Annotated in this window: 15 protein-coding genes and 1 pseudogene; 13 read left to right on the top strand and 3 right to left on the bottom strand. The window is 64.9% G+C overall.

The window, feature by feature from the left end:
- From BST40_RS16480 to BST40_RS16470, 3 genes are all read left to right on the top strand, one after another.
- The coding region (locus BST40_RS16480) for an acyl-CoA dehydrogenase family protein (RefSeq protein WP_142276747.1) at positions 1-100 on the top strand (100 nt) is incomplete at its 5' end.
- Between the two features lie 4 nt (positions 101-104).
- Complete coding sequence (locus BST40_RS16475) at positions 105-800, top strand: GntR family transcriptional regulator (RefSeq protein ID WP_075548462.1); 696 nt, start codon at positions 105-107, stop codon at positions 798-800.
- Positions 801-897: 97 nt separating this feature from the next.
- Positions 898-1,257 carry an Rv1352/Rv1906c domain-containing protein gene (locus tag BST40_RS16470; RefSeq protein WP_082275544.1) on the top strand — a complete coding sequence of 120 codons (360 nt, stop codon included), beginning with the start codon at positions 898-900 and terminating at the stop codon, positions 1,255-1,257.
- Here BST40_RS16470 and BST40_RS16465 read toward each other — a convergent pair.
- Positions 1,254-2,039, bottom strand: coding sequence for a TetR/AcrR family transcriptional regulator (locus BST40_RS16465; protein WP_075548485.1), 786 nt, complete (start codon positions 2,037-2,039; stop codon positions 1,254-1,256). The two genes, BST40_RS16470 and BST40_RS16465, sit on opposite strands and share 4 nt — an antisense overlap.
- A gap of 171 nt (positions 2,040-2,210) precedes the next feature.
- Here BST40_RS16465 and BST40_RS16460 point away from each other — a divergent pair, with 171 nt between their 5' ends.
- Genes BST40_RS16460 through BST40_RS16430 form a run of 7 tightly spaced genes read left to right on the top strand, consistent with a single transcriptional unit; the run spans position 2,211 to position 10,031 of the window.
- Positions 2,211-3,218: a dihydrodipicolinate synthase family protein gene (locus tag BST40_RS16460; RefSeq protein WP_075548461.1), complete on the top strand. Its 1,008-nt coding sequence runs from the start codon at positions 2,211-2,213 to the stop codon at positions 3,216-3,218.
- Between the two features lie 33 nt (positions 3,219-3,251).
- On the top strand, positions 3,252-4,079 hold the full coding sequence (locus BST40_RS16455; RefSeq protein WP_075548484.1) for an enoyl-CoA hydratase: 828 nt from the start codon (positions 3,252-3,254) through the stop codon (positions 4,077-4,079).
- 8 nt (positions 4,080-4,087) lie between these two features.
- Positions 4,088-5,287, top strand: coding sequence for an amidohydrolase family protein (locus BST40_RS16450; RefSeq protein WP_075548460.1), 1,200 nt, complete (start codon positions 4,088-4,090; stop codon positions 5,285-5,287).
- A gap of 8 nt (positions 5,288-5,295) precedes the next feature.
- Positions 5,296-6,915, top strand: a complete 1,620-nt coding sequence (locus BST40_RS16445) for an acyl-CoA synthetase (protein ID WP_075548459.1) — start codon at positions 5,296-5,298, stop codon at positions 6,913-6,915.
- Complete coding sequence (locus BST40_RS16440) at positions 6,912-7,742, top strand: amidohydrolase family protein (RefSeq protein ID WP_075548458.1); 831 nt, start codon at positions 6,912-6,914, stop codon at positions 7,740-7,742. The genes BST40_RS16445 and BST40_RS16440 overlap by 4 nt, the downstream gene beginning before the upstream one ends.
- 2 nt (positions 7,743-7,744) lie before the next feature.
- Positions 7,745-8,809, top strand: coding sequence for an acyl-CoA dehydrogenase family protein (locus tag BST40_RS16435; protein WP_075548457.1), 1,065 nt, complete (start codon positions 7,745-7,747; stop codon positions 8,807-8,809).
- A 16-nt stretch (positions 8,810-8,825) separates the two neighbouring features.
- On the top strand, positions 8,826-10,031 hold the full coding sequence (locus BST40_RS16430) for an acyl-CoA dehydrogenase family protein (RefSeq protein WP_075548456.1): 1,206 nt from the start codon (positions 8,826-8,828) through the stop codon (positions 10,029-10,031).
- Between the two features lie 75 nt (positions 10,032-10,106).
- Here the strand turns inward: BST40_RS16430 and BST40_RS16425 are convergent, their stop codons facing one another.
- The gene (locus tag BST40_RS16425; protein ID WP_075548455.1) at positions 10,107-11,603 is read right to left on the bottom strand and encodes an acyl-CoA carboxylase subunit beta; all 1,497 of its coding nucleotides are present in this window, start codon (positions 11,601-11,603) and stop codon (positions 10,107-10,109) included.
- Between the two features lie 44 nt (positions 11,604-11,647).
- On the opposite strand from BST40_RS16425, the gene BST40_RS16420 reads away from it, so the two are divergent.
- The 3 genes and pseudogenes from BST40_RS16420 (at position 11,648) to BST40_RS16410 (ending at position 14,604) form a co-directional block, all read left to right on the top strand.
- On the top strand, positions 11,648-12,670 hold the full coding sequence (locus BST40_RS16420) for an LLM class F420-dependent oxidoreductase (protein ID WP_075548454.1): 1,023 nt from the start codon (positions 11,648-11,650) through the stop codon (positions 12,668-12,670).
- Positions 12,667-12,864: pseudogene (locus BST40_RS16415) on the top strand (cytochrome P450); the annotation flags it as partial. The gene BST40_RS16420 and the pseudogene BST40_RS16415, both read left to right, overlap by 4 nt.
- Before the next feature lie 453 nt (positions 12,865-13,317).
- Positions 13,318-14,604: a PPE family protein gene (locus tag BST40_RS16410; protein WP_075548452.1), complete on the top strand. Its 1,287-nt coding sequence runs from the start codon at positions 13,318-13,320 to the stop codon at positions 14,602-14,604.
- 260 nt (positions 14,605-14,864) lie between these two features.
- Here the strand turns inward: BST40_RS16410 and BST40_RS16405 are convergent, their stop codons facing one another.
- The gene (locus BST40_RS16405) at positions 14,865-16,121 is read right to left on the bottom strand and encodes a serine hydrolase domain-containing protein (RefSeq protein ID WP_075548451.1); all 1,257 of its coding nucleotides are present in this window, start codon (positions 16,119-16,121) and stop codon (positions 14,865-14,867) included.
- Positions 16,122-16,223 lie beyond the last annotated feature (102 nt).

The raw sequence follows: 16,223 nt of genomic DNA, 5'->3' as shown, positions 1-16,223 counted from the left end.
GCTGATGCGCGATGCGCCGTTCCTGCTGATCGGCGAGGGTACCAGCGAAATACAGAAGTCCATCATCAGCAAGCGGCTGCTCGACGAGTATCGGATCTGACGGCATGACTGTCCCCGATTTCGCTGCGCGACCCCAGCTTTCCGACGATGTGGCGAACTTTGTCCGCAAGAGGATTTACGACGGCAGCTACGCCGCGGGCAACTACATTCGCCTCGATCAGCTGGCCGCGGAATTGGGAATCAGCGTGACACCGGTGCGTGAGGCGTTGTTCGCGTTACGCGCCGAAGGATTGGTTGCCCAGCAGCCACGGCGGGGGTTTGTGGTGTTGCCGGTGACCAAACGCGACCTCGCCGACGTCGCCAACGTGCAGGCGCACGTGGGCGGCGAGCTGGCGGCGAGGGCCGCGATCAGCATCAGCGACCAGCAGCTGCGTGACCTCAGGCGGATCCAGGCACAGCTCGAGGAAGCTTACGCCGCCGCCGACGACGAGCGGACGGTCCAGCTCAACCATGAGTTTCACCGAGCCATCAATATTGCGGCCGGCTCGCCGAAGCTGGCGCAATTGATGTCTCAGATCACCCGTTACGCACCCGAATCGGTGTTTCCCAGCATCGAGCATTGGCCGGCCCGGGCGATCAAGCATCATCGGCGGATACTGTCCGCACTGGCGAAGCGCGACGACAAGCTGGCCCGCGCCGCCATGGCCGACCATCTCGCCGCCAGCGCAATTCCGTTGATCGAGCATCTGATTGCGCGTGGGGTGGTGGCAGAAACGGAGCACCCGGCGCATCGCGGCTAGGCCGAGGCTACGGCGATTAGGCCGAGCCATTCGACGCTATCGGGTGCTGGCGGGGGTATAGGCTGCCGCTAGGCCGAGCCAGATTGAAGAGGACGAAATGCGTCATGCATCCCGAGCGTCAGCCGCGCTGGTTGCCTGCGTGGCCGCGATATCGCTCGCGTCCCCGGCCGGTGCCGAACCAGGCGACCAGATCCCCGGCGACGGAGTTTTTCAGGTGGGGACTGACATCGCCCCAGGTACTTACCGCACCGAGGGACCGTCGAATCCGCTTATCCTGGTGTTCGGCCGGGTGTCCGAGCTCTCAACCTGCTCGTGGTTGATGCACAGCACACCCGCGGCCAGCGCCGAGGACATTGTGAACTCGAATACCTCGATGGGTCCGATGTATGTGACGATCCCGGCAACGGTCGCGGCTTTCGAGACCAGAAACTGCAAACTGTGGATGCGGGTTTCTTAGCCGTCACCGGTCCTGGTCCGTTTCCTCGGCACGGACGACTTGGTCGGTTTGCGTTGCGCTGAAGACGGTTTGGCTGCTTTCGCCCGTTCCTCGATCAACCGGCCGGCGTGATCGAGGATGCAGTTGAGGCCGTATTCGAAGTTGGCCTCATCAGGGGTCGCGATGCGGTGTCCCTTCCCGGTGACCCGGGCGATCAACGGTGTGGTTTGCGGGTCGATCTCCATGGCGTCTTCGAGGGCGCGTGGCCCGCTGTCGGCGGACTGGTGCCTCTCGTTGAGTCGATGCAGCACCACCGACCCGCGCACGTGAAGCGAGACCGCGGCGTACGTGTCGAAGGCGTCCTCGGGAGACAGCCCTGCCTGCACCAGATTCGCGATGGCCCGCTCCATCTCCTGGGCGCCAAGCCTGGCGGCCCTGGGACTGAGCGCCGACCGGATGAGGATCAGATCGCACAGTATCGGGTTGCCCATGAAGGTCTTCCGCATCAGCCGGGCATGATTGCGCAAGGTCTCACGCCAGTCGTCGGCCTCCACGTACGGGGTGGCAAAGACGTACTTGCTCAAGGCGCGATCGGTCATCGCGTTGAGCAGATCGTCCTTCTTCCGGAAGTACCAGTAGATGCTGGTGACGCCTACTCCGAGGTGTTTGCCGAGCAGCGGCATGCTCAGGTTGTCGATGGACACCTGCTCTGCCAGTTCGAATGCGCCGGTGATGATGTCGTCTGGATTGATGGACCCGCGCTCGCGCCGCTGACGTTTGTCGGCGGTTGCCTGCTTTGCCACTACGCGGCTACCTCCATCGAAGATCGGTGTTGCGTAGGCGGTGCTGGTGGTGCCGCCGCTCAGGCTGGCCGGCACTGCTCCGGGCACCTCTACGTCTGCTACTGTAATGCCTATCGTAGGCTTTTTGGTATAAGCGGCTGGGCGGGGCGAGCATGACCGGGCTGAGGCAGCGTGGCGACCGCCGGTGAGGCGCGTGCCTGGGCGCGGGGCGCGTTGCGGGGCATCGGCGACTCGCTGTATACGCCGTTCTGCGGGCACGACGGGGACGACATCGACTGGGATGCCTATCGGACTCTGGTGCGCTATTGCGTCGGTGATCTCGGACATCCGATGCTGTGGTGCACCAGCGGAATCGGGGAATTCTGGTCACTGACCATCGAGGAGCGGAAACGCTTGCTCGAGGTCGCCATCGAAGAAGGGCGTCGATGCAATCCCGATGTCGTCATACAGGCCTGCACATCGGCGATGACGGCCAAGGACTGCCTGGAGCTGACGCTGCACGCCCACGCGGCGGGTGCCGACATCGCCTATATCCAGACGCCGATGATGGAAACGCACGGTGGCGAAGGCGTGTTGAGATTCTTCAAATACGTCGCCGCACATACCGACATCGCGCTGGGCATGTTCAATTCGCCGTCTTCAGGTTATGTGTTGACGCCGGCCGAGAGTGCGCGCATCTACCACGAGGTGCCCGCGGTATGCGCTACCAAAGAGGGCGCCTTCCGCCCGCAGGCCAGTCGGCTGCTCCACGAACTCGCCCCCGGACTGGTCCTCTGGGAATGCGACAAGACGATCTACCGCGCCGGATGGCTGCGCGCCGGAATCGTCTGTCCGGCACAGCTGGGCACGGCCGGCTATCTGATGGAGACGCCGCAGCGGCGGCTATTGTCCGAATACTGGGATTTGGTGTTGGGGGACAAGCTCATCGAGGCGATGGACTATGGACGTGATTCGGGTCTGGACCAGTTAGACGTGGACCTCGGTTCGTGGTGGACCTGCTATCCGGGCAGACCCGACTACTTCACCCACTGGGGCGGTGCGTTCAAATACGCGGCGTCGGTGCTGGGTCTGCCGATCGGGTCCTATCCGCATTCCCGGCCGCCCCAGGCCGAATTGCCGGTCGAGGCCAAGTCTCAAATCACGGCTGCCTACCGTCGGATGGGGCTCATCGATGGCTAACCCTTGCGCCGCGGTGGGGCCGAGGAGACACCGATGAGCAGCGATGCCGACGATGCGGTGCTCTACGACGCAACCCCCGGCGGGGTGGCGATTCTCACCTTCAACCGTCCCGATCGGCTCAACGCCTGGGGTCCCGACATTGCCGCGGGGTTCTATGCGGCGCTCGACCGCGCCGAACAGGATCCGGAGATCCGGGTGATCGTGCTGACCGGCCGGGGCCGGGGCTTCTGTGCCGGCGCCTATTTGGGCTCGCCGGATTCGGCGGCGGGATACGGCGTCACCATGGCGACGGCACGTCAGACCGATCTGGCCGATTTGGTCGGTGAACGCCCGCCCCATTTCGTGACGACGCTTCGCAAGCCGGTGATCGCCGCGATCAACGGTCCCTGCGCGGGCATCGGTCTGACGCAGGCGCTGATGTGCGACGTTCGATTTGCCGCCGCCGGGGCGAAGTTCGCGGCCGTGTTCGCCCGGCGCGGGCTGATCGCCGAGTTCGGCATCTCCTGGATACTTCCGCGCTTGACAAGCTGGGCGGTCGCACTAGACCTGTTGTTGAGCGGCCGAACGTTTTTTGCCGAGGAGGCCGCAGAGCTGGGCCTGGTCAAGGAAGTCGTCGCGCCCGAGGATGTGATGAAGCGCGCTCTCGAGTATGCGGAGGACATCGCCCGCAACTGCTCGCCGGCGTCGATGGCGGTGATCAAGCGCCAAGTCTACGGCGACGCCACTGGCGATCTCATCGAAGCCACCGCCCGCGCTGAAGTTCGGCTGCGCGAGGCGATGCCGAGGCCAGACGTGGTCGAAGGAATCGTGAGTTTCCTGCAGAAGCGGCAACCGCGGTTTCCGTCGCTCACATCGGAATAGGGACGATCATGGGGCACTTGAATTACCTGGCGATCGACGTCGACAACCACTACTACGAACCGCTGGATGCGTTCACCCGCCATCTGGACAAGCGGTTCCGCCGGCGTGGGGTGCAGATGTTCAGCGACGGCCGCCACACCCAGGCCATCATCGGCGACCGCGTCAACCGATTCATCCCCAATCCGACCTTCGACCCGATCATCGTGCCGGGCTGCCTGGACGTGCTGTTCCGCGGCGAGATTCCCGAGGGCGTGGATTCGGCGTCGCTGATGAGGGTCGAGAGGCTGCGGCCGGAGTACCAGCACCGGGAGGCACGCGTTGCCGTGCTCGAAAGCCAAGGCATCGAAACGATTCTGGTTTTCCCGACCTTCGGCTGCGGAGTCGAGGAAGCGCTCCGGGGTGACATCGAGGCGACGATGGCATCCCTGCATGCCTTCAACCTGTGGCTCGACGAGGATTGGGGTTTCGACCGCCCGGACCATCGCATCCTTGCCGCGCCGATGATCTCGTTGGCCGACCCCGAAGAAGCGGTCAGAGAGATCGATTTCGTGCTCGCACGCGGTGCACGACTGGTGCATGTGCGTCCGGCGCCGGTTCCCGGTATTGCGAAGAACCGCTCGCTGGGCCACCGCTCGCACGACCCGGCGTGGGCGCGGCTGGCCGAAGCCGGCGTACCGGTGGCCTTCCACCTGGGCGACAGCGGCTATCTGAAAATCGCAGCAATGTGGGGCGGAAAGGAAACCTTCGAACCGTTCTCGGCACCGCCGGACCCGCTGGACAAGATACTCGTCGACGATCGTGCCATCCATGACACCATGGCTTCGCTGATCGTCCACGGTGTTTTCGATCGTCATCCCGCACTCCGGGTGGCCAGCATCGAGAACGGTTCGGAATGGGTGCATCGGCTCGCCAAGCGGCTCAAGAAGTTGGCTAACCAGCATCCGCGCTCGTTTCCCAACGATCCCGTCGAGACGTTGCGCGAGCACGTGTGGGTGTCACCCTACTACGAGGAAGATCTCGAGTTGCTGGCCGACAAAATCGGCGTCGATCGCATTGTGTTCGGCTCGGACTGGCCGCACGGCGAAGGTCTGGAGTCGCCCCTGTCGTTCACCGGGGAACTTGCCGCGTTCAGCGAAGCCGACACCCGAAAAATCATGCGCGACAACGCGTTGGCCTTCCTCGGCGTCACGGTGTCTGCGGCGACCTAGGAAAGAACGTGCCCCAATGGACTATCGGCGCCGTGCTGGACGCCATCGCGGAGGTCATTCCGGATCACCAGATGACGGTGTGCGGGCCGCGCCGCAGCACCTTCGCCGAGTCGGCGGCGCGAACGAACCGGTTGGCAAACTACCTGCACGGCAATGGTTTCGGAGTCCACAAGTCGCGCGAGACGCTGCAGCGGTGGGAATGCGGTCAGGACCGGGTGGCCCTGATCATGTACAACGACCTGTATCCCGACATGGTGATCGGCTGCCTCAAGGCGCGCGTCGTGCCGGTCAATGTGAACCACCACTACTCGCCGCGTGAGATCGCTGAGCTGCTCGACTATGTCAAGCCGCGCGCTGTCATCTACCATCGTTCGCTCGGTGCCCGATTCGCCGAAGTGTTGCCGCCCCACGACACCGAGCTACTCATATCCATCGACGACGCGAGCGGCGCTGCCGAACTGCCGGGCGCGGTTTCGCTCGACGACGCGCTGGCAACCTGTGCCGCTGACCGCACGGTTGCGGGTTCGCCGGATGATCTGATCATGATGTGCACCGGTGGAACGACAGGACGCCCCAAGGGAGTGCTGTGGCGCCAAAGCGATATCTACGTGACGTCGATGGTCGGCGCCGACCACGCGGGCGTCGAAGAGATCCATCAGCTGGCGCGCGTAGGCGGGCCGCCATGGTTCGCTGTTTCACCGCTCATGCATGCGGCCGGGATGTGGACCGCGTTCGCGGCTCTTCTGCACGGCCTCACCGTCGTCATGTACGACGACCGCAACCGGCTCGACGCGCGGTCGGTCTGGGCTACCGCCGAGCGCGAACAGGTGGGCATGATCACCATGGTTGGCGACGCATACGCCGCACCGCTGGTCGACGAACTGCGGAACCGCACCTACCACCTGTCGTCGGTGCACTCGATGGGCACGGGTGGGGCGGCCACCAACGCGAAATACAAACGGGCACTGATGGAGTTGCTGCCGCAGGCCACCATCATCGAGGGCTACGGCTCGTCGGAGACCGGCAACATGGCATTCGGGTACAGCCGCGACGGCACCGCCAGCGAAACCTTCGAACCCAGAATCGGCGCAACCGTCGTCTCCGCGGACCGCAGCCGATTCCTGCGGCCCGGTGAGCCCGAGATCGGCTGGGCGGCCAGAATCGGCCGGATCCCACTGGGATACTTCGACGACGCCGAAGCCACCCAACGTACTTTTCCCGAGATCGCGGGCCAGCGTGTGGTGATACCGGGCGACCGGGCTTGCCTCGAGAAGGACGGAACCATCCGGTTATTCGGCCGCGACTCGCTGGTGGTGAACACCGGTGGCGAGAAAGTGTTCGTCGAAGAGGTCGAGGACGTGCTGCGCGCACATCCCGGCGTTGCCGACGCTCTGGTGCTAGGACGGCCCAGCGAGCGCTGGGGACAGGAAGTGGTCGCGCTGGTCGTGTTACGCCCGGATGCCCCCGTCGGTGAACCGGCGCTGTACGCCTTCTGCACCTCGCAGCTGGCGCATTTCAAGGCCCCGAAGGCGTTCATCGTCGTCGAGCACATCCAGCGTCTGGGCAACGGCAAGCCGAATTATCGGTGGGCCAGAGAGCAAGTGACGCGGCGGGTTCCGGCACCATGACGCACAAAGCGATCGACTGCCTGGTGAACGTCCACTTCGGTGAGGCGCGATCCCAGCCGACCTGGATGCTCAAGGTTCGCGACGACTACTTCAAGGGCCCCGAGTCGATGTTCGAACCGGTCGAGCTGTCCGCGCTGCTCGCCGAGATGGACGAACAAGGGGTGCACAAAGCGATCCTGATGGATTCGCTGGCCAACCCGTCGGTCACCGCGCGCGCGTTCGTCGAAGCCGAGCCGGACCGGTTCGCGCTGGCCATGGGTGGAGTCAACCTGCTGCGTCCGGTCAAGCCGTTGCGTGAATTGAGCGCTCTTGCTGGCGACCTGCCCGTAGCGTATGCCGTTGTCGGGCCCAGCTTTTGGGGAGAAGGGCAATACCCGCCCAGCGACGCCGTCTACTATCCGCTCTACGCCAAGTGCGCCGAACTCGACCTTCCGCTGTGCGTCAACACCGGCATTCCCGGGCCGCCGATCCCCGGCGAAGTACAGCATCCGATGCATCTCGACCGGGTGTGCGTGCGGTTTCCGGAGCTGCGGCTGTGCATGATCCACGGCGCCGATCCATGGTGGGACGTGGCGATCCGGCTGCTGCTCAAGTACGCCAACCTGCGGCTGATGACCTCGGCATGGTCGCCCAAGCGGTTGCCGGAAGCTCTGCTGCATTACATGCGGACGCGTGGCCAGAACAAGGTGATCTTCGCTTCGGACTGGCCGGTGTTGCCGATGCGCAGGGTCATACCCGAGGCGCGGGCCCTGGACCTGCCGTCCGGCGTCCTGCAGAACTACCTCTACAACAACGCCCAAGAGTTCTTCTTCGGTGAGGAGCGCTGACGATGGACCGTTTCGAATTGCGCAGGCTGGACTACAGCTTGTCCGAGGACCATATCGCGTTGCAGTCGGCGTACAGGCAGTTCTTCAAGACCCACTGCTCGATCGAAACGGTCCGTGCCGCAGAGCCATCCGGTTTCGACAAGAGCCTGTGGGAGCGGTTGTGCGGGATGGGAGCCACGACGATGGCGCTGCCCGAGTCCGCCGCCGGCGACGGCGCGACGCTGGTCGACCTCACCCTGGTGGCCGAGGAGATCGGCCGCTCACTGGCGCCCGTCCCGTGGATCGACCATGTCTGCGCGACACGGCTCCTGGCACGCCTCGGGATGCTGGATGCCGAAACCGCCGCCCTGGCCACCGGAGAACAGCTCGCGGCGCTCGACCCGCGGATCGACGGTGGATCGGGCCGGCGGCTGATTCCCGCCGGGTCGATTGCCGGCCGCGTCGTCGTCGCCGACGGCGACCGTATCCTGAGCCTGACGTTCGGCACGCGGCCGGCGAAGGTGGACAACATCGGCCGGCTGCCGATGGCCTGGATTGATCCGGCATCCGCTGACTCCCCGACGGTCGTGGCCCACGGGTCCGAAGCGGTGACGAATTACCAACGGGCCCTGGACGAATGGCGACTGCTGATGGCCGCGGCGCTGGTCGGCCTGGTCGAGGAGACGATGACGATCGCGGCGGAGTTCGCCAAGACCCGTTACACACTGGGCGTGCCCATCGCTACGCTGCAAGGCATTTCGCACCCGCTGGCGAACATGGCCATCACCGCGCACAGCGGACGCAACCTGGTTCGGCGTGCCGCCTGGTTTCTGGACAACGAACCTCATGAACGACCGGAACTGGCGCCGGCAGCGTTTCTGTTCATGGCCGAGGAGGCTGCCAAGGCCGCCACCCTGGCCGTGCACATCCAGGGAGGCCTCGGGGTTTCGACCGAGGCCGCCGCCACCGCCTATCTGGTGCGGGCCCGCGGATGGCCCCTGGCCGGCGGTGATCCGGGTGCCTGCGCCCGGCGAGTCGCCGAGATCGTGGCCGCCCGCGAAACCGCTTCCCGGGCCGCGTGCGTCTAGGAACAGGAGCGAGGCGATGGATTTTTCCCTGGTTGAACTTTCCGCCGAGGACCAGGCATTCCGCGACGAGGCCCGCCGGTTCCTGGCCGAGCACGTGACCGACGAGGTCCGCCGTCACGACCGTGAGACCGGTGACAACTTCCATGAGGGTCTGCACCTGAAGTTCGGCGCCGCGGGGTATTTGGCAGCGGAGTGGAAGACGGAAGCCGAAGGCGGATTCAGCAGAGTGCGTCGGCGCATCTGGGAGCTGGAGAAGCGCCGCGCCCGGGTGCCATGGGTGACGTGGGGAACGACCGCTATGGTCGCTCGGTCCGTAACGAAGTTCGGCTCGCCCGAACTCGTCGAGGAAGTATTGCCCGGCGTCTTCTGCGGCCATGTCCGGATGTGCCTGGGCTACACCGAGCCCGAAGGCGGATCCGACGTCGCCACCTGCAAGACCCGCGCGGTGCGCGACGGCGACAGCTGGGTGATCAACGGTTCGAAGATGTTCACCACCGGCGCGCATAACTGCCAATACGCCTTTCTGATCACCAACACCGACCCGCACGCCCGAAAGCACAAGAGCCTGACCATGTTTCTGGTGCCGCTGGACTCGCCGGGCATCGAGATCCGGGGCATCCGCACGGTGGATGGCGACCGGACGAACATCGTCTACTACAGTGACGTGCGCGTCGATGACAAGTATCGGCTGGGCGAGGTGAACGGGGGCTGGACGGTCCTGCGGGAGCCGCTCGACGTCGAGCACGGCGCGGTCGCGCCGGCACCTGACGGGTTGCGGGACACCTCGATCATGATGCATCAGGCCGGTGTCATGGCCGAAGCGGTCGACCGGGTCGCGGCGCAGGTGACCAAGCCCGGTCCCGGCGGGCGCCGCCTGCTCGACGATGGGTCGGTGGCATATCGATTGGGCCGCGGTGTCGCGCGGGTGGAGGCAGCGCTGTCGGCGCCGGGCATCTTCGGGCGGGTGGCCATCGCGCAAACGATGCGTGACATCTCCCCGGATCTGATGGATCTGCTCGGGGCGGCATCGGCCCTGCCGTTCGGGGCCGACGGCGCGGCCGATGACGGTGGCGCCGAATACTGCTACCGCTTCGCGCCGTTGGTCGGAATCTACGGCGGCACATTGGAAGTGTTCCGCAACATGATCGCCGAACACGTTCTTGGGCTGGGCAAGCAGATCCACGCGCCGCCCGCTGCCAAGGCGTCCTCACGCCGAGCGTGAACAGGCTGCGGTGGGCATCGGCGTGTCGTCGCAGTGGGTTCACGTTCGGTGCGACGGACGTTCAGCAAGACGACGTCACGGCATGATGAGCGTGCGCATCACCGGTTCCGCGGCGGCCTGCCGGGCGTGGATGCCGCGGTCTAGCGCGGCCAGCAACGCGTCCCGGGTTTCGTGAGGATCGATGAGTTCGTCGAAGCCCATATGCTCGGCCGACCGAAATGACGCCTGCAGCTCCGCGTTTCGCAACTTGGCGGACAGCTGCTGGTCGGCGTGTGAGGCGCGGCTGAGCGCGGCAGCACCCATAGCGCCCATCGTCGCGCCCGGATAGGCGAACGTCGCCACCTGGCCGTCGAAGCTGATCAGTCCCATCACCATGGAGCCGAAGCCGTAGGCCTTACGCAACGTCAGATGGAGCTTCAGCGTGGTGGCCGTAGTCTGCGCGGCGAACATCCTTGCCCCGCTGCGCAATACGCCGGCACGTTCGGACCGGCTGCCCGGCAGCATGCCGGGGTTGTCGGCCAGGAAGACGATTGGCAGGTGAAAGGAGTCGGCCACCATGATGAAGTGTGCGGCCTTGTCAGCGGCGTCGGCGTCGATGGACCCGGCCAGTACCCGCGGCTGGTTGGCGACGACCGCGACCGGATGCCCCCCGAGGTGGGCGAGCGCGCAGATCATCGCCCTGCCGAAATGCGGTTGTACTTCTAGCCAGTCGGGCGAGTCGAAGACGACATCGAGCACCGAGCGCATGTCGTAGACGCGGCGGTTGTCGCGCGAGACGATCTCCAGCAACTCCGGCGTGGACCGCGGCCCGGATGCCGAAATGGCCGGCAGCGACGGCGGATACGACCACGCGCTCGACGGAAAATAGGACAGATAGCGGCGAATGGTATCCAGCGCGGCCGCGTCGTCGTCGGCGACATTGTGGATGACGCCGCTGGCCAACGCGACGTCCGGACCGCCCAACGCTTCTTTCGAAATGTCTTCGCCCGTAGACTCTTTGACCACCGGCGGGCCGGCGGTGAAGATCGCACCCTGGCGGCTCATGACGGTGAAATCACAGATCGGGGCGACGAGGGCGCCGTGTCCGGCCGAGGCGCCCAGCACCGCGGCCACCGTCGGAACCCGGCCCGAGCACCGTGCCTGGGCCAGCAGGTCGGTCGGGCTACGTCCGTAATGGGTACCGGTGGGGCGAAACCCGGCGCCTTCGAGCAGCATCGCCAGCGGTATCTTGTCGCGCAACGCCAGCTCCGCGATGCGGTAGCGCTTGGAATTGCTGCCGGGAGCGATGGTTCCGGCCAGCGTCGTGAAGTCCTCGGCGCCCACCATCACCGGGGCGCCGTTGATCCGCCCCCAGCCGGTGACGATCGCGTCGGCCGCGACCTCGCCGCCGACGATAGTGCCGAGTTCACGGAAGGTGCCCGGGTCGAGGAGCCGCTCGACCCGGGCGCGAGCGTCGAGTTTGCCCATACCGCGATGTTTGTCGAGTCGCTCCGGCCCGCCCATCGCCCGTGCCTGCCGGCGGCGACGGTCGAGGTCCGCGAGCGTCTGCTGCCAATCCTCGGCTTTGGTCATGCGTCCGTCCTACATACAGGATTGCTTACTGTAAAGTCGCTCTAATGGGTAGCGCGCCCCGCCTCAAGGTTGACGGCAGCATTCCCAACCAGCTCACCCGGGTCGTCGAGGCGGCCGATGCGTTGGAGCGAAACGGATATGACGGCGGCTGGACAGCCGAGACCAGTCACGATCCGTTTCTGCCGCTGCTGCTCGCCGCCGAACACACATCGCGAATCGAACTCGGCACCAACATCGCGGTGGCCTTTGCGCGCAATCCGATGACCGTAGCCAACCTGGGTTGGGATCTGCAGGGCTATTCCCAGGGACGGTTCGTCCTCGGGCTGGGCACCCAAATCCAGGCCCACATCGAGAAGCGATTCAGCATGCCCTGGAGCCACCCAGCACGCCGGATGCGGGAATTCGTTGCCGCGCTTCACGCGATCTGGTCCGCTTGGCACGACGGCGGCAAGCTCCGTTTCGAGGGCGAGTTCTACACCCACAAGATCATGACCCCCATGTTCACGCCCGAGCCCCAGCCGTATCCGGCACCGAAAATCTTCCTCGCCGCCGTGGGCGACGCAATGACCGAGATGTGCGGCGAAGTCGCCGACGGCCACCTCGGACACCCCATGGTCTCCCGGCGCTACCTCGACGAGGTGACCTTGCCGGGGCTGCTTCGCGGTCTGGCGCGCTCCGGCCGGGATCGGGGCGACTTCCAGGTGTCCGCCGAAGTGATGATCGCGACGGGCGAGAACGACGCGGAGCTGGAGACGGCGGTCGCGGCCCTGCGCAAGCGGATCGCCTTCTACGGGTCCACGCCCGCCTACCGCAGGGTTCTCGACGTGCACGGCTGGGGAGACCTGCACACCGAACTGCGCCGCCTTTCCCTGAACGGTGAGTGGGACACCATGGGAACTCTGATCGACGACGAGATGCTGCGTGCCTTCGCGGTTGTCGGACCGGTCGACGGCATCGCCGCCGCACTGCGCGATCGGTGCGACGGCGTGGTCGACCGGGTGCTGCCGATCTTCCTCGGCGCCTCGCAGGACTGTATGCGAGCCGCATTGAAGGACTTTCGGCAATGACGGTGCGGACCGTGGACGAGGCCGCCAAGCTCTTGGCGGACCCGCTGGCCTATACCGATGAACAGCGGCTGCACACCGCGCTGACTCACCTGCGTGCCAGCGCTCCGGTGTCGTGGGTCGAGGTGCCGGACTACCGGCCGTTCTGGGCGATCACCAAACATGCCGACATCATGGACATCGAGCGCGACAACATGCACTATCCAGGTACCCATCACTACCGCGCCATCGTCGGGGACCGCTTTCGCTGATTTGGTCGACGGCATTGCGCTCGGCTTACCTGCGCGGTGATCGCCAACCTCCGGGGCGCAGGACTCTAAGACAAGGCGGGACTAATCCACCGAGGGTATGTCAATGTCAGGACGCTAATAAAGCGTACAGCTTTTATCAATAACTATCTACTATGAATTGATAGTCACAACCGATCAGCTGTAGCTTGTCGCATGATCCACCTATTGCTCTACTAATGCAGTCCTGCCGGGCGGCGAGCGCCTGGCATGTTGTTTTGCCGTAATTTGGGAGGCGGTGTTGGTGACGTCCGTGATGGTGATTCCGGAGAGTTTGTTGGCCACGAGTGCGGCGGTGCGGGCGTTGAATAATTCCAGGCGGACGTCCCGTGCGGCGGCGGGTTCGGCGTTGGTGGGTGTGAAGTGACTACGGCTGTCTGGATGGCTGCCCCGCCGGAGGTGCATGCTGCGCTCCTGACTGGTGGTCCCGGGCCCGCGTCGCTGGCGGCGGCTGCGTCGTCATGGGCCACTCTGAGTGCTGAATATGCCACGCTCGCTGGCGAACTCACCGAGATCTTGGGTGCGGTACAGGCCGGGGCGTGGCAGGGCCCGAGCGCGGAATGTTGCCTGGGCGCGTACGTGCCGTATGTGGCGTGGCTAATGCAGGTCAGTGCCGATAGTGCGCGTGCTGCGGGAGCTCACGAGGCCGCGGCGGCGGCCTATGTCAGTGCGGTGGTGGCGATGCCGACTTTGGCCGAGTTGACTGTCAACCACGCGACTCACGCAGTGTTGATCGCCACAAATTTCTTTGGCGTCAACACGATCCCGATCGCGCTCAACGAAGTCGATTACGCGCGAATGTGGATCCAGGCCGCGACTACCATGAGTGTCTATGAGATGGCATCTGTTAGCGTATTAGCGGCTGTGCCGTCACCCGTTCCGGCGCCCGTCATCATCAAATCAGGTAATGTGCTTCCGGTTGTTGCCCAGGCGACTCTCACCCCCTTTCCATGGCACGAATTGATTGAATTCCTAACAGCTGTATTAGATCTATATATTGCGCTTTTTAAGGCTTGGTCTACCGACTTTTGGGACGTTCTGGGACTGGCCGCGAGGATCATTCTCCTCTTACTAGGGCTGGATTTCATTATCGATTTCATTGAAAAGGTCATCTATATCATTGAGTCTATACCGGTTGCTTTCAGGTTCATAGTGAACACTCTGTACGCCATCAGTCTTGCGATTTATGCGATAGGTGGCGTCCTGGACATAATAATTAAATGGATTATTGAGAATTTGTTTGGCACTGTCGGGGCCGTGGCAAGCCCCTTGGCGGGGGTACTGGCGACTGCAGGTGGTGCGGTCCCTACGACGACGGGAGGCCTGGCTGCGGTGCCGGCTATGGGTGCGGCTCTGGCCCCGGTGGCACCTGCTTTGGTGGGTGCGGCGGCCGCGCCAGCGACCGCGACTGTCGAGGTTTTGCGGCCGGAGTCAGGTGGTGCTGGGGTCTGGCAGGCGCGGTTGGCGTCGGTAGTGTCCGGAGATAGTAGCCGCGGAATGATGGGGTTTGCTGGCGCGACTCAACACTGCGCTGAGGTGAGCCCCGCCGGGCTGGCCAACGTCGCTGGTGGTGACGGTGGCGGTAGCGCGCGAGTGCCGATGCTGCCAGCCGCTTGGCGGTCGGATCTCGTTGGCGTAGGCGGTAATTAGCGCGACGTCTCCTGATGGCGCAGTCCGGCTGATTTCTAGGTGCTTCGACCTGAAACTCGACCGGAAGCCGCACGGCCGGTCGCAAGTGCGCATACATGCAGATAGCGACAAATCCGTTTCGCCCCTGGGGTGTCACGGAAAGGCCGGCAAGCCGGGTTTCGGCCGCACTCAACGATTCGTGGGGCCGGGGGACGGCCGTAGACCGGGACGCCGCCGCGGCGGGGAGCGGATCGGCACCAGCCCTAGCGACCGAGGTTCGGTTACCCGGCCGCCAAGATTTCTTTGATGATCGCCGGGCCGTGGTTGTCGGCCAGGACAGCTGGCTTGTCCTTGTTCCAGAAGCCGTTGACCAGGATGGCGATTCCGATCGGCTGCTGGCCGGGCCGGGCGGGCACGATCCCGATCCAGCAGGAACAGCCGCCCGCAGAGGTCAGGCCGTCTTTCCAGATGATCTGGGGCGGAACGGCTTCGACCTGCCACGCCAGGCCCATCTGTGTGGGTCCCCGGGTGTGCTTGCCGCACAACTCGACCGATAACGGCTCGGGCCGGATCGTGGTAGCCAGCGCCTGCATCAGCTGCTCAGGCCCGCCGACGGCGCCCAGATGCGCCAGCAGCCAGGTGTGCATATCGGCCGCTGAGGACTTCAGATCCGAAGGGGCAGCTGGCGATACCTCGCGGCCGTTGGGGTAGGCGCGCGCCAGCGGCGCGCCGTCAGCCACCGTCGTACCGGTGTCGGGCATCGCTAGTGGGCCGGTGATCTGATCACGCAGCACACCCGCATACGACCCACCCATGCCCGCACACCGGTAGGCCGACACGGCGGCGAAACCTAACGTGACGAAGCCGAGGTTGGAGTATTGCCAGCAGCTTCCAGGTTGCGGGCCGCGGTGGGTCCGCCACGCGTCGAGCAGACGTGGCGGCGGCGCGGAGGGGTTGGTGCGGAACAGGCCGTCACCGTCGGCCGGGCCGGTGGAATCGTGCGCCAGGCCCGACGTGTGCTGGGCGAGCATCCTCGGGGTGACCAGTTGCATGGTCTTACTCAGCTCTCCGGTGTCGCCGAGATAGGTGCTCAGGTAGCGCCGCAGCCCGGCATCCCAGTCGAAGCAGTCCGGCCGCATCGCTACCCCGGTGGCGAACAGTGCGGCGGTGAAAGTTTTGGTCACCGATCCGATGGAGAAGATCGTTCGTTCGGTGGGCGGGTTGTTCTCGCCGACCGTCCCGTACATGTAGAACGGCTTGAAATCGCGGTTCGGGTGCGCGAACGCCACCGCGACGCCGTAGTCGCGCCCCGGGGCTTTGGCTCGCAGGTGGTCAAGCAGCGTCAAGGCATGGTCGCCGATGATCCGATCGACATCGGGCTGGGTGGGCCGGATTGGCCCGCCGCGGGTCTCCGGGCTCGCGGTGGTCGTCGGATCGGGGCGGCGCGGTGTGGGGGCCGCGCCACAGCCAACAAGCGCACCGGCGACACCGACATGCGTGGCGAGTCGCCCGAACTCGCGTCGGGAAATAGCGCGCATCGCGGCCCTTCAGTGATCCGTACTCTACAAACGATCCGGCCGGCATAAGTCTCGGCATAAGTCAATGACATTCGGCGCGGTATGGCTACACTCTCGTTGGAA

The organism is Mycobacterium persicum (assembly GCF_002086675.1).
In the GTDB taxonomy this organism is placed as follows: Bacteria; Actinomycetota; Actinomycetes; order Mycobacteriales; family Mycobacteriaceae; genus Mycobacterium; species Mycobacterium persicum.
The sequence above is the reverse complement of the archived record's forward strand: the minus strand, read 5'-3'. Positions and strand labels throughout refer to the sequence as shown.